The organism is Oricola indica, from assembly GCF_019966595.1.
Lineage (GTDB): Bacteria > Pseudomonadota > Alphaproteobacteria > Rhizobiales > Rhizobiaceae > Oricola > Oricola indica.
Genome location: NZ_JAINFJ010000002.1, coordinates 552,791 through 578,836 on the forward strand (window position 1 = coordinate 552,791; position 26,046 = coordinate 578,836).

Below are 26,046 nucleotides of genomic sequence, written 5' to 3' on the forward strand. Positions count from 1 at the left end.
ATTGAAGTCAGCCTGTTCCGACAGGTGACGTACTGGGAGGAAATTCGAAATGAGTGACGGACACGGACCTTCTCTGTCCAAGTTCACGTGGGAAGATCCGTTCGTGCTCGAGGATCAGCTGAGTGGTGAGGAACGCCTGATCCGCGATGCCGCGCATGGCTATGCCCAGGACAACCTGCAACGACGCGTAACCGCAGCCTATCGGGATGAGGCGACGGACCCGGAGATCTTCCGCGAAATGGGCGAGATGGGCCTTCTGGGCGTCACCGTGCCGGAGGAATACGGCGGGGTTGGCGCATCCTATGTCGCCTACGGTCTCGTCGCGCGCGAGGTCGAGAGAGTGGATAGTGGCTATCGCTCGATGATGAGCGTCCAGTCCTCGCTCGTGATGTATCCGATCCATGCCTACGGCTCAGAGGAACATCGCCGAAAATACCTTCCGAAACTGGCCTCGGGCGAACTCATCGGCTGTTTCGGGCTGACCGAACCGGACGCAGGGTCGGATCCGGGCGGCATGCGGACCATCGCGAAAAAGACCGACGGCGGTTACGTGCTGACCGGCACCAAAATGTGGATATCGAACGCGCCAATCGCCGATGTTTTCGTCGTCTGGGCGAAGTCCGAGACCCATGGCGGCAAGATCCGCGGCTTCGTCCTCGATAAGGGAATGAAAGGTCTGTCGGCGCCCAAGATCGCCGGCAAACTGAGCTTGCGCGCCTCCGTGACCGGCGAGATCGTCATGGACAATGTCGAGGTCGGGGAAGACGCGCTCCTGCCCGGCGTCGAAGGATTGAAAGGGCCGTTCGGGTGTCTGAACCGGGCGCGCTACGGCATCGCCTGGGGCACCATGGGAGCAGCCGAATTCTGCTGGCAGGCCGCCCGGCAATATGGCCTCGATCGCAAGCAGTTCGGCCGCCCGCTTGCGCAAACCCAATTGTTCCAGAAGAAGCTGGCCGACATGCAAACCGAAATCGCCCTTGGCCTTCAGGCCGCGCTGCGCACCGGCCGTCTTCTGGATGAAGGCCAGGCCGCGCCCGAGATGATATCGCTGATCAAACGCAACAACTGCGGCAAGGCATTGGAAATAGCCCGCGTCTCACGCGACATGCATGGCGGCAACGGCATATCGGAAGAGTTCCAGGTGATGCGGCACATGATCAATCTCGAGACCGTCAACACCTATGAAGGTACGCATGACGTCCACGCGCTGATCCTCGGGCGGGCCCAGACAGGTCTGCAGGCTTTCTTCTGAGAACTGGCCCGATGGATCGCTCGACAATCGTTCACGAAAACTTCCTGCGGCGGGTCGCCCAGCAAGACTTGCCCGTCGGGAAGGCCCCGGCCGGACCGCTTTCACGGGAGGACGCCGTGTCCTTGTACCGCTCAGGCTGCCTGTGCCGGGCGCTGGATCGCACCAGCCGGAAGATGCAGGAAGCCAAGCAGGGCTTTTACACGATCGGATCCTCGGGTCACGAAGGTATGGCTGCCGTGGCCGCGGCATTGCGGCCAACCGATATGGCCTTCCTCCACTACCGCGATGCAGCGTTTCAGATCCATCGCGCCAGCCAAGTGCCGGGCCAATCCGTGACATGGGACATGCTTTTGTCCTTTGCCTGTTCCGCGGATGATCCGATCTCCGGCGGGCGGCACAAGGTGCTGGGGTCGAAGACGCTCAACATTCCGCCACAGACGTCCACGATCGCCAGCCACATACCGAAGGCTGTTGGTGCAGCCTATTCGATCGGACTCGCCCGTCGGCACCCTCCGGAACACAAAGCCCTGGAGGACAGCGGAATCGTCATGTGTTCGTTCGGGGACGCTTCGTGCAATCACTCCACCGCACAAGGCGCCTTCAACGCCGCGCAATGGACAGACTACCAATCGGTTCCGCTGCCGCTGCTTTTCGTCTGCGAGGACAACGGCATCGGGATCTCGACGCGAACGCCGAAGGGCTGGATTGCCGCAACCTTCTCGACCCGGCCCGGCCTGAAGTATTTCGCCTGCGACGGACTCGACATCTTCGACACATACCGCGTGGCGCGCGACGCCGCGAACTATGTCCGTACCTGTCGCAAGCCGGCCTTCCTGCACATTCGGACAATCCGGCTCTATGGTCATGCTGGCGCCGATGTGCCCACGACCTATCTGTCGCGCGACGACGTGGAAGCCGAAGAGGCGAACGACCCGTTGCTGCACACTGTACGACTGTTGGCCGAAGCCGGTGCCGCAACCCCTTCGGAAAGCCTGGGAATTTATAGCGAGACGGCAGAACGCGTCGACCGCATCGCAGCCGAGGTTGTCACGCGTCCCCGTCTGTCGACGGCCGGCGAGGTCATGGCCAGCCTCATCCCGCCGCCGCGCGCCTGCAAGCCGACGAACGGCCCAGGCATCGAGGATAGGGCACGGATCTTCGGGAGCGATCTGAAGGCGATGAACGAGCCCCAGACCATGTCGCGGCTCATCAACTGGACGCTGACGGATCTGATGCTCGACCACGGCGAAATCGTGTTGATGGGCGAGGATGTCGGCCGCAAGGGTGGCGTCTACGGCGTGACGCAGAAGCTGATCGCGCGCTTCGGCGCGTCTCGGGTTATCGACACGTTGCTTGACGAACAATCCATCCTCGGGCTCGGGATCGGCCTCGCCCACAACGGCTTCGTGCCCATTCCCGAAATCCAGTTCCTCGCCTATCTGCACAATGCCGAGGACCAACTTCGCGGCGAGGCCGCAACGTTGCCCTTCTTCTCGGACGGGCAGTACACCAACCCGATGGTGCTGCGAATTGCCGGGCTCGGCTACCAGAAGGGCTTTGGCGGACATTTCCACAACGACAATTCGGTGGCGGTGCTGCGGGATATTCCGGGGCTGATCCTGGCGTGTCCATCCAACGGTGCGGATGCCGCGATGATGCTGCGCGAATGTGTTCGGCTGGCCCGGGAGGAACAAAGGTTGGTCGTGTTCCTGGAACCGATCGCGCTCTACCACACGCGCGACCTGCACGAGCCGGGCGACAAGGGATGGATGACGGCTTATCCCGACCGGTCGCAGCGTGTCGCGCTCGGCGAGGTCGGCATCTATGGCGACGGCGATGACCTTGCAATTCTGACCTTCGGTAACGGCGCCTATCTATCGCATCAAGCGAAGCAGGAACTGGAGCAGGCGGGAATCGCAACGCGCGTGATCGATCTCCGCTGGCTGTCCCCGCTACCGGAGGAGGCCATCGAAAAGGCGGTTTCCGGCTGCAGGCACGTGCTGATCGTGGATGAAACCCGCCGGACTGGCGGTCTGGCGGAATCGCTTATGGCGCTGATGAGCGAACGCACCGCGATCCCGCCTGTGCGCCTGTGCGCCGAGGACAGTTTCATCGCCACCGGCCCATCCTATGCCGCGACGATGCCCTCGGCAGAGGCGATCGTGGCCGCCGCCCGCGCCCTAACGGGAGCATCGGCATGAAGACAGCCGCCATCATCTGTCCCGGTCGGGGAACCTACAACAAGTCTGAGCTCGGCTATCTCGGGCGGCACTTTCCCGATCCGGGCCTGCTTTCGCAATTCGACGCGTTGAGGAGCGCCGAAGGACAGCCGACGCTCTCGGAACTTGACGGGGCCACCCGCTTCTCGATGGCCACGCACACCCGCGGCGACAATGCGGCGGGGCTGATCTATGCCGCGACGCTTGGCGACTTTCTGTCGATTGATCGCGAGCAGGTGAAGATCGTCGCGGTCACCGGCAATTCCATGGGATGGTACTCGGCGCTCGCTTGCGCCGGCGCAGTCTCGGCTCTGGACGGCTTCTCGATTGCCAATACCATGGGCACACTGATGCACGAGGCGATGATCGGCGGACAGCTGATATATCCATTCGTCGGGGACGACTGGCGCCCGGATCCGGCCCGCAAGACAGCGCTTTTGGCTGCTGTCGATGCCATCGCCGCCCAACCGGACAACGCCCTCTCAATCTCGATCGACCTTGGCGGCATGTTGGTCCTTGCCGGAAACGAGGCGGGTTTGACGGCGTTCGAGGCCGCAGTCGAGCCCTTGCAGGGCAGATTCCCCATGCGCCTTGGCAACCACGCGGCGTTTCACACAGCATTGCAGGCGCCGGTTGCGGCGCAGGGTCGCGCGATGCTGTCACCCGGGCTTTTCACCCAACCCGATCTGCCGTTGATAGACGGGCGCGGCGAGATCTGGTGGCCGAAGACGGTCAGCACCGAAGCGCTCTGGGACTACACGCTGGGCGCACAGGTCACGAAAGGCTATGATTTCACCCGCGCCGTAACGATCGCCGCGCGCGAGTTCGCTCCCGATGTTTTCATCATCACCGGCCCCGGTACGACGCTTGGCGGAGCGGTCGCGCAGTCGCTCATCCTCGCGAATTGGCGCGGCATGGGCAGCAAGGACGATTTCAGGTCCGTTCAGGAAACCTCCCCGGTTCTGGCTTCAATGGGCCTCCCGGATCAGCGCACCACGGTGTCCGGGGCAGGAACCCAATGACCACCCGCATGCTCTGCACGAACCTGGCGGGCGCGGCGCGGCTCCCGTCAAGGCGCGGAGTCATAGCTCACCGACAGCGCCCCGGCTTTCTCCAAGTTGGCGATGAACCGCGCCTTGCTGCGCAGGACATGCTCTTCCGAAAGCGCACCTGCAGCCTCCGCATCGCCCCTCCGGAAGGCCTCCAGCATCAGCCGGTGGTCATCGTTGCGTTCCGGCAGCCCGGATTCCGTCGCCAGCGACTGGCGTCGGAAGAGACGCGACTGAAGGAACAGCCGCCGCTGCAGGACGATGAACGGACGGTTCCCGGTGGCCGAGGCGATGGCGTCGTGAAACCGCGTGTTCAGCTTGATATAGGCGTCGATGTCGTCGTCGCCGATCACCGCATCCATCTTCTCGATCAAAACCTCCAATTCGTCCATCTGCCGATGCGAAAGGTTTCGTGCGGCCTCGCGCCCTCCGAGCCGCCAGAGCGCGCCGCGGATGTCGTACTCGTGCAGTACGTCCTGCAATTGCACCCGTCTGACGATAACGCCCCGATTGGGAAGTACCTCGACCAAGCCGGCTTCCTGAAGAATCCGACAGGCTTCCCGAATGGGGCCGCGGCTGACGTCCCATTGCGCCGCCAGACTCTTTTCCTTCAGCCGATCGCCGGCTTTCAGATCGCCTTCAAGGATCAGATGCTCCAGCCGCTCGAGCAGCAGGTCCACCAGGGGACGTTCTCCGAAGTCCGCCGTTCCGTTCCGATCAGAATTCATCGTTCATCTTCCATCGATTTTGACCTTCAAAAAGTGTCGACATCTCGTAGTTTGTGTTGACACATGTAGGGCAATGCGTACAAATTCTATCATAACGCCTGGCATTCCATGGAAAGCAAGTTGTTTCAGGAAGGCGCTCGTCGATGGCGGAAGGCAAGGTGACGTCAGGTGTCGCGATCTCAGGATGTTCGGGACGGGATGCCTCGTAGCGCCAGCACGCTGGTCCGGACGAACATCGTTCAGTGAACGACGGAGTTCGCCGCCGAGGAAGACATCGCACGGGAAGGCGCCCGAAGGCTTGCCCCATCCCGAATGTCAAGGCGGGACCGGGACACGGCGTGAAGGACAATAGCTGCCCGAGGAGGATCGGACAGTAAATTTCAATCGAACCGCAAAAACACAGGGAGGAAGACTTTATGAAACTGTTTTTAAGGACCGTGGCGGCTGCCGCTTTGTTGGTCGGTGGACCAGCCGCTGCCCAGACCTATCCTGAAAAGCCCATCCGATTGATCGTTCCGTTCAATCAGGGCGGCCTTACCAGCAACTCCGCCCGGGTGATGGTCAAGGCGATCGAGGACAACGATCTGCTGCCGGTTCCGATCATCGTCAGCTACATCCCAGGCGCAGCCGGCACCATCGGCGCGCGTCAGGTGAAAGACTCCGAACCGGATGGCCATTCCGCGCTGATCTGGCACGTCGCTGCGAACGGTGCGCAGGCCATGGGCAATGTCGATTTCGGACCCGACGATTTCAAACTCGTCGCCGGCACCGACCGCCAGTGTTACATGCTCGTGGTGCGTGAAGAGTCGGAATATCAAACCCTTCCCGAGCTTCTGGAAGCCGCGAAGGCAAATCCCGACACGATCATTTCGGCGGATAATCTGGGTGGTGCGAACCACATAGCGTCCGTTCTCGCCGAGGACTCTTTGCCTGGCGCGAGATTCAGGCACGTCCAGTTCGGTGGGACCGCAAAGACATATCCCGCGTTGCTGGGTGGACACGCAGAGGTCAACGCGACCTCCACCTCTTCGCTGTCGAGTACATCGACCAATGGGCTGCGTGTGCTCGGTTACATGGGACCCGAGCGGCATCCCGACTACCCGGACGTGCCGACATTCCACGAACTCGGCTACGATACCGAGTTCTGCATGTACAGCTGGTGGTTCATGCCCAAGGATACTCCGGAGGACCGGGTTGCCACCTTCCGCGACGCCATGGTCAAGGCAATGGAGACTGACTACCTTCGCGAGCAGTCTGTGGTGCACGGTGTCGAGCACGTCATCCTTACCGGCGACGAACTGAAGTCCGCGATGGAGACCGAGAAGGCCAAGATCTCGGCGATCGGGGCGCGTCTGCGCGGCGAATAGTATCCCTGATGGCGCCGGTCCCGAAGCGGGGCCGGTGCAGCCAACAAGAGATTTGGAAATATGAACGACAAACGGTCCTCCGGATGGTTTGAGGTCGCCGTGTATTCGGCGCTCCTTTTCATCGTGGTGTCGATCTTCTGGTCGACCCTAAGCCTGCCCGCTTCGACACGCGAGCCTCTCGGGTCCGCATCCATCCCCCAGATTGTCTCAGTGCTCATCGGGTTATTGTGCGTTATCCTGATCTGGCGCACGCTTGCCGAGATGCGCCCTGCAGCCGACCCGACGGCGGAGGCGGAGGACGAAGCAGTCAGCCACAGGCGACGTACCGATAAGGCCGCGATCTGTCTGGGCATCGCGATCGCCTTTGCTTTCGCGCTCCAGCAACGGCTGCTTGACGCAGTTATTCTGACGCCCGCATTTCTTCTCGCGCTCATGCTCGTCCTGAACGGGTTTCGGCCCCGCACGATTCTGCCCTCGGTGGCAATCGCGCTGATCGTCGGAATCACCACGGTCTACGCGTTCAAGAATTTCTTCTACATCGATCTACCCTAGGCAGGAACGACGACAATGGATGCTTTTCTTTCTGCAACAGGACATATCCTGACACCGGCGCCGTTGTTCTGGTGCTTTCTTGGCGTGGCTCTCGGAGCGATCGTCGGCGCGATCCCGGGACTGAGCGGGTCGATGCTGATCACGATGACCGTGCCGCTGACCTTTTTCATGGGAAGCTATTACGACGCGCTGATCCTTCTGGTCGCCATGTATGTCGGCTCGGTCAGCGGCGGCCTTGTCTCGGCCACGCTATTGCGGATGCCTGGAACACCCTCCTCGATCATGACAACGCTGGACGGCTACCCGATGGCGCAGCGCGGCCAAGTGGGCCGTGCGCTGGGCCTCGGAATTACCGCCAGCTTCGTCGGCGGTCTCATATCCTGGGTGTTCCTGATCGGCCTTTCGCCGACGCTCGCGGTTTGGGCGACCTATTTCGGGCCCTGGGAATACTTCACGATGGTTCTTATGGCGCTGGTGCTGATCGCCTCACTTAGCCAGGGCTCTATGGCAAAGGGTCTGCTTGCCGGCTTCCTCGGGATGCTCGCGTCCATGCCGGGGGTCGACCCGAGTACCGGAATGCTGCGATTGACTTTCGGATTCGATTCCTGGGCGGGCGGCTTCAGCCTCCTACCAGTCCTTCTGGGCGTGTTTGTCGTAAGCCAGGTCTTGAAATACATCATCGATGCCGAACGCCCGGTTCTGCGGATTGCCGCGTCGAACGAAGGGATCTTCATGAGCCTCGCCGACTGGAAGCGGCAGGCGACAAACCTGATCCGCTCCTCGGTGATCGGAACCTGGATCGGCATCCTTCCTGGGATCGGGGCCTCGATCGGGTCGATCTGCGCGTACACGGCCGCCAAGAACCTGTCGAAGACGCCCGAGAAGTTCGGTACCGGAATCGATGACGGTGTCGTCGCATCGGAGGCAGCCAACAACGCGACGATCGGCGGCGCCCTCGTCCCGCTGGTGACCATGGGCATCCCGGGAAGCGTGATCGACGCCATCCTGATAGGCGCCCTGCTGATGCACAATCTGCAACCAGGTCCGCTGCTCTTCGTGACCAACCCGGAAGTGCCCTACACCATCATTTCGACTCACCTCATCGCCAACTGCATGATGCTGGTTGTGATGTTGCTATCGGTGAAATGGATGTCGAAACTGATCCTGGTTCCGACTGCCTACCTGATGCCCATCATTCTGATGTTCTGCCTGATCGGTTCATATTCTTTGCAGAACCGCCCGTTCGACGTCTGGGTAACGCTCGCCTTCGGGGTGATCGGGTTCGTCCTTGAGAAGGTCAAGGTCCCTTTGGCGCCCTTCGTGATCGGTTTTATTTTGGCCGTTCTCGCGGAATCCGAGCTTCGCTCGGGTCTCATGGCCTCGGCAGGATCAATCACACCACTCTTCACCCGACCCGTCGCGGCGTTGTTCCTGACCGTTTCGATCTTCATGCTGGTCTGGTCGTTCTGGAGCGATAGCCGCGGCGCGCGCCTGCGGAAGCGGGATTTGGTCGAATGAAGGACGCGACGATCAAGTGCATCACCTGCCACAACATCGCGATTGACGAGAAAACCGACTGGACGTTCATCGAGGTAACCTGCTCGGACGGGATCACGGGTTGGGGCGAAAGTTCGGTGAACGGCGCCGGTCCCGTCCTTGCGGCGATGACGGCTCAGCAGGCCTCCAAGTTCACCGGCGCCCCCGCGTTCCCCAACACCGTCCAATGGCTTAGCGGGGCGCGCAACGGCGGATTGTTGCAACACGCGGTGCTCAGCGGAATTGAGCAGGCGCTCTGGGATGCGCAGGGGCAACGGTTGGGGGTTTCCGCACAGGACCTGCTCGGAGGCGCGGTACGTGATCGAATACCCGTCTATGCAAACATAAACCGACGCACGCGCAACCGCGTGCCCGAAGGCTTCGCCGAATCCGCTCGGGTCGCGCTGGCGGCGGGCCACTCCCACTTCAAACTGGCCCCTTTCGACGGTCTTGGACTTGGCGACCACAATGGCGACGAGGCGAGGATGGCAGCCGGGATCGCCTGCGTTCGGGCGGTCTGCGACGAGGTCGGCGATCCCGGCAAGGTGATGGTGGATTGCCACTGGCGCTTCGAAGAGGCATTGGCGTTCCGACTGATTCATACGGCAGCCGAGCTTGGACTGTTCTGGCTGGAATGCCCCGTCCCGGAGACGCCGTCGAACTTCCCGCTTCTCGGACGACTCAAAGACGAAGCAAGCCGCAGAGGATTACGCCTGGCCGGCGTTGAAAGGTGCCTCGACCTCGCCGACATCCGCGCTCATGTGGATGGCCGACACTATGATGTGCTCATGCCGGACGTGAAGTACATCGGAGGCCTTTCGGGCGCGCGCAGCGTGGCAGAGCTTGCGGCGACATCGCAGCTCCACATCTCGCCGCACAACCCGACGGGCCCGGTGTGCCATGCTGCCAGTGTCGCGATCTCGTCGGTGCTGACCAATTTCCTCGTACTGGAAATTCAGTTTGACGAAACCCCAATCTTCGACGCCCTGACAGGGCAGACGATGGTTGTCACCAATGGCGCAATCCCTGTGCCGCAGGGGCCGGGGTTCGGCCTATCCCTTGATCGAAATCTTCTAGCTGAACTGGCCGTGTCATGATTCAAGAGTTTCTGGGATTCCGTCGACCGGACGGATCTGTCGGTGTGCGCAATGACCTGCTGATCCTGTCGACGACCGGACTTACCGGGCCCGTCGCCCGGCGGATCGGAAAGGCGCTTCCGGAGGCCAAGGTTATCACAACGCCCTACGGGAGTGGCGTGGTCGGAGATGACGGCGCCCTGCGTGACCGGATGTTGCTCGGCTTTGCGTGTCATCCGAACGTCGGCGCTGTGTTGCTTCTGAGCGGCAAACAACCCGAAGCCGAGGAATACCGCGACCAGATCGCCGCGACCGGACGGCCGGTCGAATTGCTTCTTCTCGACCTGAACAATCAGGATTCCCTGCGTTTGACGGATACGGGAATCCGTGCCGGCGCCCGACTTCTGCGTCAGCTCAGCCGCGAGTCCCGCAGTCCGGCCCCGATCTCCGAGCTGTTTCTGGCTGCCGAATGTGGGCGCTCCGATCCCAGTTCGGGTCTTGCAGCCAATCCGCTGGTCGGGCACGTCGCCGATCGTGTCGTCGCCCTGGGCGGCAGGTTCGTCGCCGGGGAAACGATGGAATGGTTCGGGGCCGAACATTTCCTCAATCGGCGCGCGGCCTCGCCCGAGATCGCAGAAGCGATCAGGAACGCTCTGGCCCGTAGAATGGATCACGCGAAATCTGCCGGGATCGACCTCATCGGGAACAACCCCGGCCCGACCAACATCGCCGGCGGGTTGACGACCCTTGAAGAGAAATCGCTCGGCGCGATCCACAAGTCAGGCTCCAGCCCGATCGTCGGTGTGCTTGCTCACGGACAGCGCCCTTCCGGCCCGGGATGCTGGCTCATGGACCAGCCGTTTTATGCACCCGAGTCGCTATCCGGCCTGTCGGCGGCAGGTGCTCAGATCGTTCTGTTCACAACCGGGCCTGGCAATAGTTATTGCAGCCTACTCGCCCCGACTATCAAGATATCGGCCAACGTCGAAACCTGCGCGAACCTTCCAGAGCAGATCGATTTCGACGCCAGCGGGATCCTGCTCGGAATGGTTTCGAAAGAAGAAGCAACCGATCGTCTGATCACACACATCCTGGAAACGGCTTCCGGCGCCTCGACCTTTGGCGAGATCCTGCTGGAAGGAGAAGAAGTCGTAACCCGTATCGGAGCATCGCTGTAATGGAGAATATACCTCAAAAGGTCATCGTTCAGGACTGGTCCGACTCCATCGGCGTTGCCCTAGTTCCGATCTGGGCAGGCGAGGTCCTGAACATCAAGATTGGCACAGAGACACGTACAGTAAGGATTCAGAACGATATTCCCCGGTACCACAAGTTCGCGGTCATTGACTTGCCCGGTGGTGCAGAGGTCCTAAAAAACGGAGAAGTCATCGGCCGTCTGCTGCGTGAAACGAAGATCGGTGAACACGTTCACACACACAACCTCACCGGCCTGACTATGAAGTAAAGAACCGTTGGAGCAACTTGGCCAATAGCGGTGCGATATGCGAGGCACAGTTCCCTTTCCGACCCTGATCCGGCGGTTATGCGGCGCGCAATATGCAGGCCGCAGCGGATGTGAAATAGCCTGTTGCAGTCAAGGAGATGAAATCATGACCAAACGGCTGTTGACCTGCGCAGTACTGGGCAACTTTACGACGCGCTCCCTAAACCCTGCCTTGCCGATTACGCCAGCGGAGATCGCCGACGACTGTCTTGCCGCGGCTGAAGAAGGGGCGTCAATTGTACACATTCATGTACGCGATCCCCAAACCGAACTTCCCTCGATGGAGGTCCCGCTTTACGCTGAGGTGGTATCCCGGATTCGCGATGTCCGCGAAGACTTGATCATCAACCTCACGACCGGGAATGGCGGGCGCTTTCATCCAACCGATGGCAACCCGGTATTGCCCGGGCCACGCACCAATCTTCTACCGCCCGACGACCGAGTGCGTCATATTCAGGAAATCAAGCCGGATGTCGCGACACTGGACCTGAACACGATGGTATTTGGCGGAGAAGTGGTAATCAATCCGCCATCCTCTGTTCGACGTATGGGAGAACTAATCCTGGCAGCAGGGTCGCGTCCTGAAATCGAGCTGTTCGATTCCGGTGACATAGCGCTTTTGAAAGCATTACAAAAAGAGGGCAGCCTACCCGAAGCGCCCTTGTGTTCCATAGTCATGGGCGTGCCCTACGGCTTTGCGCCCGGACCGGAAACCGTGCTGTATGCGCGTGGACTGTTGCCGCCAGGAGCCAAATGGACAGCTTTCGGAACAGGGCGTTATGCCTTTCCCATGTTAGCACAATCGCTTCTGGCAGGCGGCCACGCGCGAATCGGCCTTGAGGATGCCGTCAGGCTCGACGCCGAAACGCTCGCGCCATCAAACGCGGCGATGGTCGCCAAGGCCCGGCGAATGATGGAAGACCTCGGTCATCCCCCTGCGACCCCCGAGGAGGCGCGCGCGCTGCTGGACCTGTGATCCAGCCTGGTCGCGATCATAGTATCCGATGTGGATAGACCGTGAGCGGACATACCCGACACGACCCGTCCAAAGTCCATCTCAAGGTCTTCGGCCATCGCACGGTATCCTACAGGCTACGTGACCTGCCACGGGATATTTCCTCCACCGTCGATTAGAGTCCGGCCCAACTTGAGGACGGACAATGAAGCGAACGAGATTCACGGACGAGCAGATCATCGGCATCCTGGCGGAGCACGAGGCAGGCGCGAAGTGCGCAGACCTTTGTCGCAAGCACGGCATGTCGGAAGGCACCTTCTACAACTGGAAGGCAAAGTTCGGCGGGATGACGGTGTCGGAGGCCAAGCGGCTGAAGGCGCTCGAGGATGAGAACTCGAAGCTCAAGAAGTTACTGGCCGAGCAGATGCTCGATCTCGCCGCGATGAAGGAATTGGTTTCAAAAAAGTGGTGACGCCTGCCGTGAAGCGCGAGGCGGTCGCGCATCTGAAGGCCCGGTTCGGGCTTTCGGAACGGCGGGCGTGCCGGATTGCCGGGGCGGATCGCAAGATGGTCCGATATCAGGCGCAGCGCGCTCCCGATACGGAGCTGCGTGGTCGGTTGCGTGAGCTGGCCAACGCGCGTCGACGGTTCGGCTACCGGCGGCTCTTCGTGCTGCTGCGCCGCGAGGGTGAGTCTTCCGGGACCAACCGGATCTATCGCTTGTATTGCGAGGAAGGGCTGACAGTGCGCAAGCGGAAGGCCCGTCGCAAAGCTGTCGGGACACGAGCGCCGACCCTGGTCGAGGCGCGCCCTAATGCGCGCTGGTCACTGGATTTCGTTCACGACCAATTCGCCAATGGCCAGCGCTTCCGGGTGCTCAACGTGGTCGATGACGTCACTCGTGAATGCCTGGCGGCTATTCCGGACACCTCGATCTCGGGGCGTCGGGTGGCGCGTGAACTGACCGCCTTGGTCGAGCGTCGCGGCAAGCCGGGGTTGATCGTCTCGGACAACGACACGGAGCTGACGTCCAACGCGATCCTACGCTGGTGCTCCGAGAATCGCGTCGAATGGCATTACATCGCGCCGGGCAAGCCGATGCAGAACGGCTTCGTGGAGAGCTTCACGGTCGGATGCGGGACGAACTGCTCAATGAGACCATGTTCCGGAACCTGGCCCATGCGCGGGTCGTGATCGCCGCCTGGGCCGCTGACTACAACACCGAACGTCCCCATTCGGCCTTGGACTACCCGACCCCGGCTGACTACGCGCGGACCCTGACCACCGCAATCGCCCGCCCCGCTACGCGAGATGAAAGCTCCACGCGTCGGGCGATTGCTCTTCCTGCGCCGATCGGCGTAAACACCAACCTGGCTCCGGTTGCGGCTGGATGAAAGACCCGTGGCAGGTCAGCTGCGTTCTAATCCGTTAAGAGCAAAAAGACGCCGGCGAGCATGCCTACTCACCATTGTTGGTTTCGGTCTTGATGCCGTGGCTCTTTTAATACTCATAGATCTCGCGAACCGACCTGACACCCGGATCTTCGTCCTCACTTTCTCCACGAGACTGATGCCAATTCGGAATGCGCCCCACAAACGGGGAGATCAGGTACGCTCCGGCATCGGCGGGCACCCTTGCCTGTTCGAAGCAAAATATCAGCGTCAGATTGCAGTCGACGCCCTCTGTTTGGCGATGCGCCGCAGCCTGAATGCCCTCCCAGGTGGATGCGATCTTGATGAGGATCCGGTCCTTTCCGATACCGAATTCCTTCTAGGCCTCCAGCAAACGGTATGCATTCTCGATCGTCGCATCCCTGTCGAAGGACAAACGGGCATCGACCTCGGTTGAAACCCTGCCCGGCACAAGCTCCGCCATTCTCGCCCCGGGAGCCACAGCGACCCGTTCCGCGGTCATCTCGGAAGCCCTGGCCCGTCGCATGGCCGGTTGCGCGCCCCAGTCGAGGCAATCCTGATAGATTTCCGTGACATGCGGATTTTCGAGCGATTTGAGAACGATGGAAGGATTGGTGGTGCAATCGACCGGGTGGATCCGCGCGACAGCCACCACGTCACCAGTGTCCGCGACAACCGTGGTCATCTTGCGCAACGGACAGAGGATTGTTTCCGCTCATCCGATCCAGAGGGGTGGTGATTGTCAGTTGGCGGCGCTGCCGCGCACGAATAGCCTGATCTCGTCGACCAGCGGACCCGCATAGTCGGATTTGAGCATCCATGACCCGCCGACCGCGCAGACGTTGGGAAGCCGCGCATAGTTCGCGAGGACGGAAGAACTGATTTTTCCCGTCGCCATGAATGTCGTGTCCCGAAAGATATTCGCGAAGTCGGCCAAAACCTCGAGGGCATTGGCGGCTTCGGCCGGATAGAACTTAAGAAGGCGATATCCAGCTTCCCGGGCGAACATAACCTCCGATGCCGTCTGCACGCCGGGCACGAGCGGCAATCCGGATTGCGAGACGATTTCGGCAAGCTGCGGGGTCAACCCCGGGCTGACGAGGCAGTCTGCACCCGCATCGTGAGCCCGGTCGAGAGATTCAGCGTCCATGATCGTTCCCGCCGCAAAGAGGCAAGACGGATGGCGAGCCTTGGCTTCCCGCAACACATTCGGCGCATGCGGGGTCCGGAAAAGGATCTCCACGGCCGTGGTACCGGATTGCACCAACCTGTCGACCAATTCGAGGCCGTCGGCGACCTCTCTCGCTGTCACGATCGGCATGATGCCGGCTTCCGCAATCCGTTTTGCGGTTTCCTGCATGTCCATCAGCTTGTCACCTTTTTTTCCAGAACAGTCATGACCTGACGACGGTCCGGCGCTCCGAGCCTTCCGCCGAAGGTTTCGCATTTGATTGCCGCAGCCGCATTCGCGAAATCGATAATATCGGCGATGGGCATCCCCTCCGCCAAGGCGAGTGTGAACGCGCCGTGGAAGACATCGCCCGCCGCCAAAGTGTCTACGGCGACGACGCGAGGCGGCTTGCTGTGACGAACACCACCGTCCTCGACCCAGTAACAACCGAGCGGCCCGGCGGTGACGGCGACGAAACAGTCGTAGCGAACGGCAAGCGCCTCGACCGCCTCGGTGACGGTTTCGCGACCTGAGAGTGCGAGCGCTGCAGGCTCGGAGAAAACCGCATGGCTGCAAAGTTCTACCAGATCGCCGATCACCTCTTTTGGCGCAACGTCCGCGTCGAGGACGGCTGGAACGCCGGCGTCGCGGGCGGCGCGCAGGATCGCCGCGGCGCCCTGCGGCCATCGTACGTCCACGAGAATCGCGTCCGCTTCGACAACCCTATCGAGCGGCAGCCACTCGGCCCCGGTGGGGAGCGCCTTGTCATAATAAGGCACGGCGAGCCGCTCGCCTTCGGAATCAACCAGAACGGCGCATATCGCCGACCGCGCTTCGTCAAATCGCTTCACGAAGCGGCAATCCACGCCGTCCCGCTCGAGATCGGCGACAATCCTGTCACCAGCGAGATCGGCCCCGGCGCGCGAGATCAGCATGCAATCGCCACCGAGGCGTGCCGCAGCAGCTGCCGCGCTCGCCGCCATGCCATGCGCGACCTCCGCCATTTCGATCGGAAGCAGCTTGCCGGGGCCCGTGGGCATGTGATCGACGCGGAAAATATAGTCCAGCGTCGTCGCGCCAGCGAAAATCAGGCGACGCGGCGCCTCGTCGGTTCTCATGGGACTAGTCCGCTTTCGCTTTGCGCTCCGCGATGTCGGCCTGTTCGATCAGGCCGCGATCGCGCAACTGCCTTATCCTCTCCGGCGCGATTCCGAATTCGGCTAGGATTTCCTCGGTGTGCTGACCGACCACGGGCGCCGGCTTGTCGATACTCGGCGGCGTCTTGCTCATCCGGACAGCGGGGCCGATGACCTTCACAGGCCCCGCCGACGCGTGCTCATAGGTTTGAACGAGCCCCCGGTGACGAACCTGCGGATCGTCCATGACCTCGAGATGGCTCTTGATTTCACCGCACCAGATATCGGCCGCGAGGAGCGCATCCAACAGGTCCTTCATCGACCACTTGCCGGTTTCTTCGGCGATCGCTGCCCACACCTCGTCGCGATCGTCGTACAGGGTCTGCGGATCGTTGTACTTCAGCAGGTTATCCTTTCCGAGCACCTCGACCAGCCTGGCGAAAGGGCTCATGGCGATCGAGACCCAGCCGTCCTTGACCGGATAGACACCAAACGGCGCATCCATTCCCGGATGCCCGATCGACGAATTGGGACGCTCGAAATTCTCGCCAAAATTCATGACCCAGACCATTTCCTGGTTCTGGTGCTGGAGAAGCGCGGACAACAGATCCACCTTGATCTCCTGCCCTTCGCCAGTGCGTTCGCGCCAGTGAAGTGCCGTGAGGATCCCGTAGACGATGTTCAACGCGCCGATCTGGTCTGCAAACCCGGCACCGACCGGGACCGGCGGACCATCACCGCGACCCGTCGCCGCGGCCAGTCCGGTCAATCCCTGCAGCAACATGTCCTGTCCCGGACGGGACACGTAAGGGCCGCTGTCTCCATAGCCCGATGCAGAGCAGTAGATGATCCCTGGATTGATCCTGGAAAAATCGTCATAGCCATAGCCCAGACGCTCCATCACGCCGGGCCGGAAATTGTGCAATACGACATCGACGTTCTTGGCGAGTTCGTAGATCGTTTCGCGGCTTTCGTCCGCCTTGAGGTCGATGGCCAGTGATCGCTTGTTCCGGTTCCATGCGAGGAAATTCGGGCTCTCCGTTCCTCCGACCCAACGGTTCTTGAAGGTCATCGTACGAAACAGGTCGCCCTTCCCCGGCCGTTCGATCTTGATGATCTTCGCGCCAGCATCGCCGAGAAGCTGCGTAGCGAACGGTCCCTGCAGCAGGTGGCTGAAATCGAGAACGGTGATGTCGTCCAATGCATGTGTCATCTTATGGGTATCCTTGTCAGTGCAACTGGGCCGCGGTTTCGCAGGCCTTCGCAAAAGTCGTGTTCGCATCCGCGATCAGTGCGTCGCGATCCCCGCCGTTCTTCAGCCACCGATGAACCAGGAGGCCCATATGTTCGAAGGCCGGGATGAAGCCATCGAAGCGAGGACGCAGATAGGCCTTCTCGATTGTCTCCAGCGTGTCTTGAAAGAAGTTGCCGCCGAGCGCGTTAACGGCGGGATCGATCCAGGCGTCACGTAAACCGGGCTGTCCGCCGGCCTCGAAATAGGCGGTAGCCTGATGTTCAGGCCTGTGAACCCACTTGAGATAGGTCACCGCCTCGTCGACATGCCGGCAATCGGCCGAAATCGCCATGCCGGCACCACCGAGAATGGCGCCGGCTGCCGGATCGGCGCCCGGTCCGGCGATATTCGCGAATTTCAGCCGCGGGTCAGCGCCCTTGCGCGCATAATTGCTGTATCCGAACGCGAACGGCACATAGACGATCTCGTCACCCGACGACATCGCATCGAATGTCGCGATCGGGTTCCAGTCTCGCGATTGCGGTATCGAGAGGTCGGCCAGCGCCCTGAGATAGTCGAGCACTTCACGGAAAACAGGCCGTTCCACCAGATCGCCCGCGCCTACCTCGATCGGATATCCGAGATTGGCCGCCATGGTGGCGACGAGACACGCGGAATCGCTCTGGCATGACGGCATGGCAAGCCACTTGCCCGCGCTGCGCGCTTTTGCGCCGAGCGACAAGACCTCGTCGTAGGTTCGCGGCACCTCGCTGTCGAGGCGCTCGACAAGGTCCGGTCGACAGCAGGCCACCTGGCAGGCCGCATCCGTGGGCATGGCGAATAGTCCGCCGAAATCATACGACCGCGTCGAGGGACCGACGCTTTGGCGCTCCATGAGGGCGAGAAAGTCCTCGGGAAGGAGCGGCCGGAGATCCTTGAGACATCCAAGGGTTCGCGCTCTCCCCGTAAACGGATGATCGATAACGAGAAGATCGTAGTCCCGGGCAAGATCCTCGACCGGCTGGACGCCGAAATCGCGCAGGCTTCTCCGGCTCCACTCGACCCGAATTCCCGGATACTCCTTGGAGAAAGCTTCGGTGTTCTCTGCCAGGGGCGCGTAACCGCGCGCATGATCCCATGTGATGCCACGCAGCAAGACGGTCATTTGCTTCTCCCCGCCGCAAATACGCGCTGTACCTCGCTCACCACCGGTTCGGCCGACGTGTCGGACTGAATCCGGGTCAGATGCCACCGGCCAAGATTGGCCGTGTAGATCGCGGACCCCGCAAAGGCGATGTTGGTGGGATGGCAAAGCAGTTCCGCCGATGGATCATGGGCGTAGACCTCCACCGCGCCCGCCTTGTCGACCCTGAGGATGCAAGACGGTTCATAGCAGGCGACGAAGAGCGTTCCCTGACCGTCAAAAGCAATGCCGTCCGGTAGCCCGGGCAAATTGTCGATAAAAGTCGTCGCCTCCGACGGTTCGCCGTGGGCGCCGATAGCGATACGTGTAACCTTTCGCGCGAATGTTTCGGCAACGAACAGGCTGTTTCCGTCGTCGGAGATGGCCATACCGTTAGCGAAAGTCATCGGCGCGCTCCACCACAGGCCGGCCTGCCCGGTTATCAGGTCGTAGCGCCAAACTCCGGGGCCGGCTTCGCGCGCTGCAAAGCTGTCTGACACGTAGAGGCAATTGCGGTGCGCATCGACGACCGGGTAGTTCGGGATGCGCATTCCGGGCGCGTCCAGGCGGGTCAGTTCCCGCGTCGCGATTTCCAGACGCCAGACGGACGCGCTGCGCTGGTCGCACACATAGGCAAATCCGCGCCCGTCGAAGGCGATGCCCAGCGTAAATCCGCCGGTGGACGCGATCTTCTCGATCGAGCGGTCGCCTGTGTCGACCCTCAGGATGTCGCCTTCCGCGTTTCCGCACCAGAGCGCGCCATCCGGCCCGATCGCCACGCCCTCCGGGTGATGGAGACGGGGCATCGAGTACTGCCCGTCGAAGAAGATTTCCGCCCTTGAGAGCGGGATGACGGGCTCACCAAGGCTTGCAGGGGAAGCGAAAGTCATGCGGCATATCCCCCGGTTTCGAACTCGATCCGCGTTCCGGTCACTCCGTCAAAATAATGCAGCGTATCGCGGTCGAACCTGATGCCGACCCGGTCGCCCATCCGGAAACCGGTATCCTTGGGCGCCTTGATCGAGACGAGATCGTGGCCGATGCGAACCGTTATCAGCGCAGTGTCGCCCAGGAGTTCCGCGGTGTAGACTTCGGAATCGAAATCGCCCTCTCCCGGCGCGACAGCCGCCATGTCTTCGGGCCGCTGCCCGATCGTCAGTGCCGAAGGGGCATTGTCCGGGGCGCGCAGGCGAAAGCTCGGATTGCGCAATTCGCCGTCCGAAACCTGCATCTCGAACAGGTTCATCGACGGACTGCCGAGGAAGGACGCAACGAATGCGTTGGCCGGCCGATTGTAGATATCCAACGGGGCCCCGATCTGCTGGATTTCACCCTTCGCCATTACCGCAACCCGGTCCGCCAGCGTCATGGCCTCCACCTGGTCATGGGTGACGTAAATCGTCGTGGTATTGAGTTCTTTCTGCAGATGCTTGATCTGCGCGCGCATGGACACGCGGAGCTTCGCGTCGAGATTAGAGAGCGGTTCATCCATGAGAAAGAGTTGGGGCGTACGCACGATCGCCCTGCCAAGCGCGACCCGCTGCCGCTGACCGCCAGACAAGGCGTGAGGGCGTCGCTCGAGATACTCGGAGAGTTCGACGCGATCAGCAGCGGCTTGCACGCGCTTCATTCGCTCCTGACGCGGAACGCCAGCGACCTTCAGCGGATAGCCGATATTCTGTGCGATCGTCATATGCGGATAGAGCCCGTAATTCTGGAAGACCATCGCGAGGTCCCGCTCACCGGGCGCGAGGTCGTTGACCACACGGTCCCCGATGCGGATTTCGCCGGATGTGAGCTCTTCGAGCCCGGCCACCATGCGCATCGTGGTCGATTTCCCGCAGCCTGACGGCCCAAGCAATACGAGAAACTCACCGTCCGCGATCTCCAGCGATACGTCATTGACGCCGACAAAGTGGCCCCATTTCTTGACAACGCGATCCAGAGCTACCGAAGTCATTGATTTACCTTGTTCTTGTCAAAGAAGCGGACATCGAAGGGGAGCGTTTCCCGCGCGCCGCCAACATCCTGCAAAACGAGGTCGTTCGCCGACATCTCGACGGCGGCGACCTCCCGAAACCCTTCCGGCAGGGGTATTGCGCCCAGCGCGTAGCGCACCGTCAAACCGCCGGGACGGTCCAGCGACAGCGCGGTCCGGACCGGCAAAAGGTTGCCACCCGACCCTGCCGAATACCCGGAACATCCCTCTTCGATACCGAGCACGTTTTCGTGGACGCCGTTCCACGGCGCATAGGTTCGGCCGCCATTGCTCATCCAGAGGCTGGTCTGCGACAGCACCGCGGCGTCCTTCAATCCAATGAAAACGAAGCTGTCCCGCTGCGCGACCGCCGCCGACCATCCGAATGCCGTCTTTTCCTCGTCGTAGAGGGTGAGGAAGTCTTCATGCTTCTTCGCAGCCGGATAGCTCCGCAGATCGGCTCGGGTCCCGTCCGCAAGTTCGACATCGCCCAGGCTTTCGAACTGCTGCGGATAACGAAGCAGGAACGTCGTCCCTTTTTCCGGGGGATCGAGCGGTGCTGCAGCTGTTCGCCCGAACTTCTTGGGTGAAAACGACAGGCGCATTCCGCCGGGCGCGGCGACCATCGCGTGGTGCGACAGGCTGATTTCGCCGGCGCATCGGCTGAAGCTGTGCTCCTGATAGACGAAGGGATGGCCCGGTCGCACAGAGATGCGCTTTTCCACGGAGGCTCCTTCAACGGTCTCGCCAAGCGCGAACCGCAGTGTCTTCGCATCATCGGGCGCCGCGTCTTCCGCAACCAATGTCCATTGTCCGTTTGCGGTCCAGCCATGAGGCGGCGCAGCGGAGCCTTCTGCAGGCGCGCCGAATGGCGCGCAGAGAAAATCGCCTTCCAGATAGCGCAGATGCGGGGGCGCGCCCTCCGGCACTGTTTCCGGCCGATCAACCCAGGCGGCGCGATGCAGCGGCCGCACCTCTCGGCCGTTACGCGCGATGCAGAGGTTCGACAGGATACCACCGAGGCTCAACACCTCGAGGGAAATCCCTTCCGTCGCTAATCTGGTCCGGTCAGTCACCCTTGATCACCAATCCGCCGTCGACGCGCAGAATCTCACCCGTGATGAAGGACGAGCGATCGCTGGCCAGAAAGAGAACGGCTTCCGCGACCTCTTCCGGTTGCCCAAACCGGCCGATCGGGTGCGCTTCGTTCCAACGCCTTGCAAGGTCGTCCGGGTCCGCCGTCTCGCGAAACACCTTTTCGTTGAGCGGCGTCATGATCGTGCCCGGTGCAACCGCGTTCACGCGAATGCCTGCCGGGGCGAGATCCAGCGCAGCCTGTTGCGTGAGCGCGTTGATACCGCCCTTCGCCGCGGCGTAACCGGCCCAGCCGTGAAATCCCTTGAGGGCCTGGACCGAGCTCATATTGACGACCGAACCCGCCTTTTGCCTCCGCATGTGGGGCACGACGCATTTCATGAAACGCCAGACGGAACTCAGATTGTTGGAGATCACCTCTTCCCAGGCGTCCTCCTCCATCTCGTCGACCACCCCGGGAATGGCGCGGGCAGCGTTGTTGACCAGGATGTCTATCCGTCCCCAGCGCGTCATGGCCTCGTTCGTGGCATTCTCGACCTGGCCAAAATCGCGCACGTCTGTCGACACGAAGGCCGCAGTACCCCCGTTTTCGACAACACTTCGCTCGGCCGCGGTGCCTGCATCCTGATCGAAATCGGCGATCAGGACCTTAGCGCCAGCGTCGACCAGAAGATCGACACATGCGCGCCCAATCCCCATGGCCCCGCCGGATACGATAGCCACTCGTTCATCAAGTTCACGCATCTATTTTCCCTTGAACTGGGGTTGCCGTTTTTCGAGAAACGCATCGATGCCTTCCTGCCCGTCATCAGAGCAGTAGAGCCGGAAAAGCACCTCCTGTTCGAATGACAACGCGGCGGGAAGCGAGGCGTCCTCGCCTAGCCTGATCAGGCGCTTCATCTCGGTCAGCGCGAGCGGCGCGACCTTGAGCATCGCCTCGGCTTTTCCTTTGGCGACCGACAGAAGATCATCCGGATCGCACAGCGCCGAAGCCAGCCCGACCTCGTAGGCCCTTTCGCCCTTCATTCGCCAGGCGGTCAGCAGCAAATCCGCCGCACAATGCCTTCCGACGGAGCGAAGCAGGCGCTGCGTTCCGCCTCCTCCGGGCGAGAGCCCGAGCAGTCCCTCGGGAAGGCCGAGCCGCGCGCTCGTGGAGACAACCAGAAGATCGCAGCACAAGGCGATTTCGAATCCACCTCCAAGAGCATATCCATTGATCGCCGCGATCGTCGGTTTGGGAAACGCCTCCAGCCGATCGTTGAAACGCCGGCCGGCAAACTGGAAGTCCATGAACTCGCGTTCGCGACGCCCCTTGTAACCGGCGATATCCGCACCGGCGGCGAACGCCTTGCCGCCGGCGCCGGTCAGGATCAGAACCTTGATCTCGCTGTTGGTCTCGACCTCGTCCAGTCGGGCCTGCAACTGAACCAGCATGTCCCGGGAAAGCGCATTGAGTTTGTCCGGTCGGTTCAATGTCAGAAGACCGATCCCGGGAGATATTTCGTCTAGAAGCACCAGAGACGACATGTTGGATTCCCTATCGGTTCAGCCCTTCACCGCGCCTGCGGTGAGACCGGCCACGAACTGGCGTTGAAGGAAGAAGAAGACTGCGATCACGGGTACGGAAATCATGACGGACGAGGCCATCAGCTCACCGTAGCGAACACCGTACTGGCCGATATAATCGTTCATGCCGACTGGCAGGGTTCGCATCTCCTTGCTGGATGTGAAGGACAGCGCGAACAGAAACTCCTGCCAGGTCACGATCAGCACGAAGACGGATGTCGCGACGATGCCAGGGCGCGCCAGCGGAATGACGATATCGACGAAGGCACGCAGCGGCGATGCACCGTCGATCGCGGCGGCCTCTTCGAGTGTTCGCGGAACCCGCATGAGGAAACCGCGCATCATCCAGATCGCCACAGGAAGCGTTACCGTGATGTAGGCGATGATCAGCGAGGCATAGGTGTCCAGAAGACCCGCGCTGCGGACGATCTTATAGATCGGGATGATCATGGCGCCCGCCGGAAAAAACTGCGCAAGCACGACCATCGCGAGAAATACCGACAGTATCCGGTACTGAAAACGCGACAGGCTATAGGCAGCCAGCAGCCCCAACGGAATAGTGATCGCCAGCGTCGCGCCGGACACGATCATACTGTTGAGGAAGTAGCGGCGAAATTCAGGGCGCAACGCGAGAACATAGTTCTCGAGCGTCGGGTTCCTGGGCCACAACTCCGCAGGTATCGCGAATGCTTCCGTCGCCGGCTTGAAGGAGACGCTCAGCATCCAGAAGAAGGGCAGGAGAACAAGGGCTGCAACCACGATCTGCAGGACACTGAGACCCGCGATCCTCAGCCGTTTCGCGTGCCGGGTCACGAGCGTACCTCCTTATAGCCGAAGAAGCGGAACATCATCAGTGATGCAACGACCAGCACCAGCACCAGGACGGAAATCGTTCCGTAGGCGGCCGCTTCGCCGAAGCGGAACTGCCCGAACCCGACTTCATAGATGCGAGTCGGGAAAATCGCGGTCTTGTTCAGTGGACCGCCGCGCGTCAGCACATAGATGATGTCGAAATAGTTGAAAGTCAGGATGGTGGTCAGCAGGACATTGACCGCCGCCACCGGCGCGATCGCCGGGATGACGACGTCGATCAGCCGCCTGACCGGCCCTGCCCCGTCGACTTTCGCGGCTTCGATCTGTTCCTTGTCGACGTTCTGCAGAGCGGCGAGGAAGATCACTGTGGAGAACGGGAACCCTTTCCAGAAGGCCACGAATATCACCGCGGCCATGGCGATGCTTGGCTCCGCGAGCCAGCCTATCCCCCTGTCGATTGCACCGAAGCGCATCAGAAACGAGTTCACCAGCCCCAATTGCGGATCGTACATGAAGCGCCACAGAATCGCCACGACAACGCCGGGCAACACCCAAGGCAGCAGCACCAGTGACCGCAGAATTCCCTGTCCGGGGAGCTGCTGGTTCAGCAGCAAGGCGATGAAGAAACCGACCACATTCTGCAGCAGAACCACGCCCATCGTCCACACGACGGAATTGCGCAGGATCTGCCAGAAAACTGGATCAGCGAGGATGCGCCGATAGGTCTCGAACCCGACATATTCCGGCGTCGGATTGATGAAGGAGCTGGCAAACAGGCTTTCCCTGAACGTATCGACCATCGGCCAGTACATCAGGACCGACACGAGGATCGCGGCCGGCATCATGAAGCCGAAGGCGATCCACAACTCGCTATTGCGCTTGCTGCTGCGCATGTTGATTTCCCGGTTCGTAGCGAACGCCTGCCGTAAAGGCCTATGGCGCCAGAATTGGATGTTCGCCGGGCGCAGTCAGCGCCCGGCGAAGCCTCATTTGGTTACAGACCGTCGATCGCCGCACATGCGGCGGCAGCCGCATCGCTTACGGACGCCGATCCGGATAGGAAGTTCTGCACCATGTTCTGCTGGATCTCGGAGACCTGCAGATACTGCGTCGAAAGCGGGCGCGGCTTCGCATTGTTGAGATGCTCGAGCATCATGTCCGGCTTTGCGCGGTTTTCCTGCAGGAAGGTCGAGGCCGCGTTCACATTGGCCGGAATGAGGTCCACGACATCGCCGTTCACATCCTCGCGGGTCATGAACTCAACGAATTTGAGCGCCGCTTCCTGATGCTCGGTGCCTTTATAAACGACAAGGTTCCAGCCGCCGAACGTACCCACCGCCGTCTTTCCTTCCGGCGCGAAACCGGCATAGACGTCCCAGTCGATCTCGGATTTTTCGAGAGCCGGCTGTTCGAGCGCGGGCCAAAGCTCGATGGCGAGCGTTCCATTGAGGAAGAGTTCGCGCATCGGCTCGTTGGGCGCATTCAGGATACCGGCCGGCGCGTATTCAGCCATGCGCTTGTAGTATTCCAGCGCTTCGATCGCCTCCGGCTGCGTCAACGCGCACTTGCCGTTTTCGTCAAGCACCGTGCCGCCATTCGAATAGATCAGCGAATTGGTCATGACGACCGGGTACTCGCTCTTGTTGCCCGTCAGGCCGATCGCGTAACGACCGGTTGCCGGATCGGTCAGTTTGGGCGCTGCTGCTTCCAGCCCCTCCCAGGTCGAAATCGTTGCCGGGTCGACGCCTGCTTCCTCGAAGAGGTCCTTGTTGACGAATGCAAAGAACCAGACATCGACGTTGAAAGGCACGCCCCAGAGATTGCCATTGTAATTGGCGGATTCCCAGGCACCGGGGAAAAACGCATCACCGCTGATGCTCGTGCCCTCGATCATGTCGTCGAGCGACAGGATGGCTCCGGCCTCGGCAAAGGCGGCGTTCCAGATCTGGTCCACGGTCGAGACATCCGGACCGTTACCGGCCTGGACGGCGGTGAGAAGACGCTGCTGATACTCCGGATAGGGTATCGTCGTCACTTCGACCTTGATGTCAGGGTTTTCCTCCTCGAAGCGCTTGACCGCTTCCTGCTGGAATACCGACAGACCGGATTCCGTCTGCTGGTTGTCCCAGAACTTCAGGACAATCTGTTCTGCATGGGCCACGGGTGCGGCCAGCATCGTTCCGGCGGAGAGAACCGCCACGCTGAGTGTTTTCCTGGAAA

At 61.2% G+C, this 26,046-nt stretch carries 25 protein-coding genes and 2 pseudogenes; 13 read left to right on the forward strand and 14 right to left on the reverse strand.

Features of this window, described 5'->3' with window-relative positions; translation table 11 throughout:
* The first annotated feature begins 49 nt into the window (after window positions 1-49).
* The 3 genes from LC343_RS08130 (at window position 50) to LC343_RS08140 (ending at window position 4,493) form a co-directional block, all read left to right on the forward strand.
* Window positions 50-1,252: an acyl-CoA dehydrogenase gene (locus tag LC343_RS08130; protein WP_223476604.1), complete on the forward strand. Its 1,203-nt coding sequence runs from the start codon at window positions 50-52 to the stop codon at window positions 1,250-1,252.
* Window positions 1,253-1,368: 116 nt separating this feature from the next.
* The gene (locus tag LC343_RS08135; RefSeq protein ID WP_223476605.1) at window positions 1,369-3,453 is read left to right on the forward strand and encodes a dehydrogenase E1 component subunit alpha/beta; all 2,085 of its coding nucleotides are present in this window, start codon (window positions 1,369-1,371) and stop codon (window positions 3,451-3,453) included.
* Window positions 3,450-4,493, forward strand: coding sequence for an ACP S-malonyltransferase (locus LC343_RS08140; protein WP_223476606.1), 1,044 nt, complete (start codon window positions 3,450-3,452; stop codon window positions 4,491-4,493). Before LC343_RS08135 ends, LC343_RS08140 begins: the two co-directional genes overlap by 4 nt.
* A 47-nt stretch (window positions 4,494-4,540) precedes the next feature.
* Here the strand turns inward: LC343_RS08140 and LC343_RS08145 are convergent, their stop codons facing one another.
* Window positions 4,541-5,248: a GntR family transcriptional regulator gene (locus LC343_RS08145; RefSeq protein ID WP_223476607.1), complete on the reverse strand. Its 708-nt coding sequence runs from the start codon at window positions 5,246-5,248 to the stop codon at window positions 4,541-4,543.
* Window positions 5,249-5,664: 416 nt separating this feature from the next.
* On the opposite strand from LC343_RS08145, the gene LC343_RS08150 reads away from it, so the two are divergent.
* The 10 genes and pseudogenes from LC343_RS08150 (at window position 5,665) to LC343_RS25340 (ending at window position 13,632) form a co-directional block, all read left to right on the forward strand.
* Entirely contained in the window at window positions 5,665-6,615 is a 951-nt protein-coding gene (locus LC343_RS08150) for a Bug family tripartite tricarboxylate transporter substrate binding protein (RefSeq protein WP_223476608.1), read from the forward strand.
* A 60-nt stretch (window positions 6,616-6,675) separates the two neighbouring features.
* The gene (locus tag LC343_RS08155) at window positions 6,676-7,167 is read left to right on the forward strand and encodes a tripartite tricarboxylate transporter TctB family protein (protein WP_223476609.1); all 492 of its coding nucleotides are present in this window, start codon (window positions 6,676-6,678) and stop codon (window positions 7,165-7,167) included.
* Window positions 7,168-7,182: 15 nt separating this feature from the next.
* Complete coding sequence (locus tag LC343_RS08160) at window positions 7,183-8,685, forward strand: tripartite tricarboxylate transporter permease (RefSeq protein ID WP_223476610.1); 1,503 nt, start codon at window positions 7,183-7,185, stop codon at window positions 8,683-8,685.
* A complete protein-coding gene (locus LC343_RS08165) occupies window positions 8,682-9,800 on the forward strand; it encodes a mandelate racemase/muconate lactonizing enzyme family protein (protein WP_223476611.1) in 1,119 nt (372 codons plus the stop codon). The genes LC343_RS08160 and LC343_RS08165 overlap by 4 nt, the downstream gene beginning before the upstream one ends.
* Entirely contained in the window at window positions 9,797-10,957 is a 1,161-nt protein-coding gene (locus LC343_RS08170; protein WP_223476612.1) for a UxaA family hydrolase, read from the forward strand. Before LC343_RS08165 ends, LC343_RS08170 begins: the two co-directional genes overlap by 4 nt.
* Complete coding sequence (locus LC343_RS08175; RefSeq protein ID WP_223476613.1) at window positions 10,957-11,244, forward strand: UxaA family hydrolase; 288 nt, start codon at window positions 10,957-10,959, stop codon at window positions 11,242-11,244. Before LC343_RS08170 ends, LC343_RS08175 begins: the two co-directional genes overlap by 1 nt.
* Window positions 11,245-11,389: 145 nt before the next feature.
* Entirely contained in the window at window positions 11,390-12,259 is an 870-nt protein-coding gene (locus LC343_RS08180; protein WP_223476614.1) for a beta-keto acid cleavage family enzyme, read from the forward strand.
* 184 nt (window positions 12,260-12,443) lie between these two features.
* Window positions 12,444-12,710: a transposase gene (locus tag LC343_RS25330; RefSeq protein WP_428982516.1), complete on the forward strand. Its 267-nt coding sequence runs from the start codon at window positions 12,444-12,446 to the stop codon at window positions 12,708-12,710.
* Window positions 12,711-12,718: 8 nt separating this feature from the next.
* A pseudogene (locus LC343_RS25335) lies at window positions 12,719-13,303 on the forward strand (DDE-type integrase/transposase/recombinase); the annotation flags it as partial.
* A gap of 5 nt (window positions 13,304-13,308) precedes the next feature.
* Complete coding sequence (locus LC343_RS25340; protein WP_428982517.1) at window positions 13,309-13,632, forward strand: integrase core domain-containing protein; 324 nt, start codon at window positions 13,309-13,311, stop codon at window positions 13,630-13,632.
* A 106-nt stretch (window positions 13,633-13,738) separates the two neighbouring features.
* Here LC343_RS25340 and LC343_RS08190 read toward each other — a convergent pair.
* The 13 genes and pseudogenes from LC343_RS08190 to LC343_RS08250 all read right to left on the reverse strand — a co-directional run bounded on the left by LC343_RS08190 (window position 13,739) and on the right by LC343_RS08250 (window position 26,026).
* Window positions 13,739-14,335, reverse strand: a pseudogene (locus LC343_RS08190) (transaldolase family protein).
* 57 nt (window positions 14,336-14,392) lie between these two features.
* Window positions 14,393-15,016: a bifunctional 4-hydroxy-2-oxoglutarate aldolase/2-dehydro-3-deoxy-phosphogluconate aldolase gene (gene eda / locus LC343_RS08195; protein WP_223476615.1), complete on the reverse strand. Its 624-nt coding sequence runs from the start codon at window positions 15,014-15,016 to the stop codon at window positions 14,393-14,395.
* Complete coding sequence (locus tag LC343_RS08200) at window positions 15,016-15,939, reverse strand: PfkB family carbohydrate kinase (protein ID WP_223476616.1); 924 nt, start codon at window positions 15,937-15,939, stop codon at window positions 15,016-15,018. The genes eda and LC343_RS08200 overlap by 1 nt, the downstream gene beginning before the upstream one ends.
* Before the next feature lie 4 nt (window positions 15,940-15,943).
* Window positions 15,944-17,170: a CaiB/BaiF CoA transferase family protein gene (locus LC343_RS08205; RefSeq protein WP_223476617.1), complete on the reverse strand. Its 1,227-nt coding sequence runs from the start codon at window positions 17,168-17,170 to the stop codon at window positions 15,944-15,946.
* Between the two features lie 16 nt (window positions 17,171-17,186).
* Window positions 17,187-18,356 (reverse strand): ABC transporter substrate-binding protein, encoded by a 1,170-nt coding sequence (locus tag LC343_RS08210; RefSeq protein WP_223476618.1) that lies wholly within the window; start codon window positions 18,354-18,356, stop codon window positions 17,187-17,189.
* The gene (locus tag LC343_RS08215) at window positions 18,353-19,264 is read right to left on the reverse strand and encodes an SMP-30/gluconolactonase/LRE family protein (protein ID WP_223476619.1); all 912 of its coding nucleotides are present in this window, start codon (window positions 19,262-19,264) and stop codon (window positions 18,353-18,355) included. The genes LC343_RS08210 and LC343_RS08215 overlap by 4 nt, the downstream gene beginning before the upstream one ends.
* The gene (locus LC343_RS08220; RefSeq protein WP_223476620.1) at window positions 19,261-20,334 is read right to left on the reverse strand and encodes an ABC transporter ATP-binding protein; all 1,074 of its coding nucleotides are present in this window, start codon (window positions 20,332-20,334) and stop codon (window positions 19,261-19,263) included. The genes LC343_RS08215 and LC343_RS08220 overlap by 4 nt, the downstream gene beginning before the upstream one ends.
* Window positions 20,331-21,428 (reverse strand): hypothetical protein, encoded by a 1,098-nt coding sequence (locus LC343_RS08225; RefSeq protein WP_223476621.1) that lies wholly within the window; start codon window positions 21,426-21,428, stop codon window positions 20,331-20,333. The genes LC343_RS08220 and LC343_RS08225 overlap by 4 nt, the downstream gene beginning before the upstream one ends.
* On the reverse strand, window positions 21,421-22,191 hold the full coding sequence (locus LC343_RS08230) for an SDR family NAD(P)-dependent oxidoreductase (protein WP_223476622.1): 771 nt from the start codon (window positions 22,189-22,191) through the stop codon (window positions 21,421-21,423). Before LC343_RS08230 ends, LC343_RS08225 begins: the two co-directional genes overlap by 8 nt.
* Entirely contained in the window at window positions 22,192-22,974 is a 783-nt protein-coding gene (locus LC343_RS08235; RefSeq protein WP_223476623.1) for an enoyl-CoA hydratase/isomerase family protein, read from the reverse strand.
* Window positions 22,975-22,992: 18 nt separating this feature from the next.
* Window positions 22,993-23,826, reverse strand: a complete 834-nt coding sequence (locus tag LC343_RS08240) for a carbohydrate ABC transporter permease (protein ID WP_223476624.1) — start codon at window positions 23,824-23,826, stop codon at window positions 22,993-22,995.
* Complete coding sequence (locus tag LC343_RS08245) at window positions 23,823-24,719, reverse strand: carbohydrate ABC transporter permease (RefSeq protein ID WP_223476625.1); 897 nt, start codon at window positions 24,717-24,719, stop codon at window positions 23,823-23,825. Before LC343_RS08245 ends, LC343_RS08240 begins: the two co-directional genes overlap by 4 nt.
* Before the next feature lie 101 nt (window positions 24,720-24,820).
* Window positions 24,821-26,026, reverse strand: coding sequence for an ABC transporter substrate-binding protein (locus LC343_RS08250; protein WP_223476626.1), 1,206 nt, complete (start codon window positions 26,024-26,026; stop codon window positions 24,821-24,823).
* Window positions 26,027-26,046: the final 20 nt, after the last annotated feature.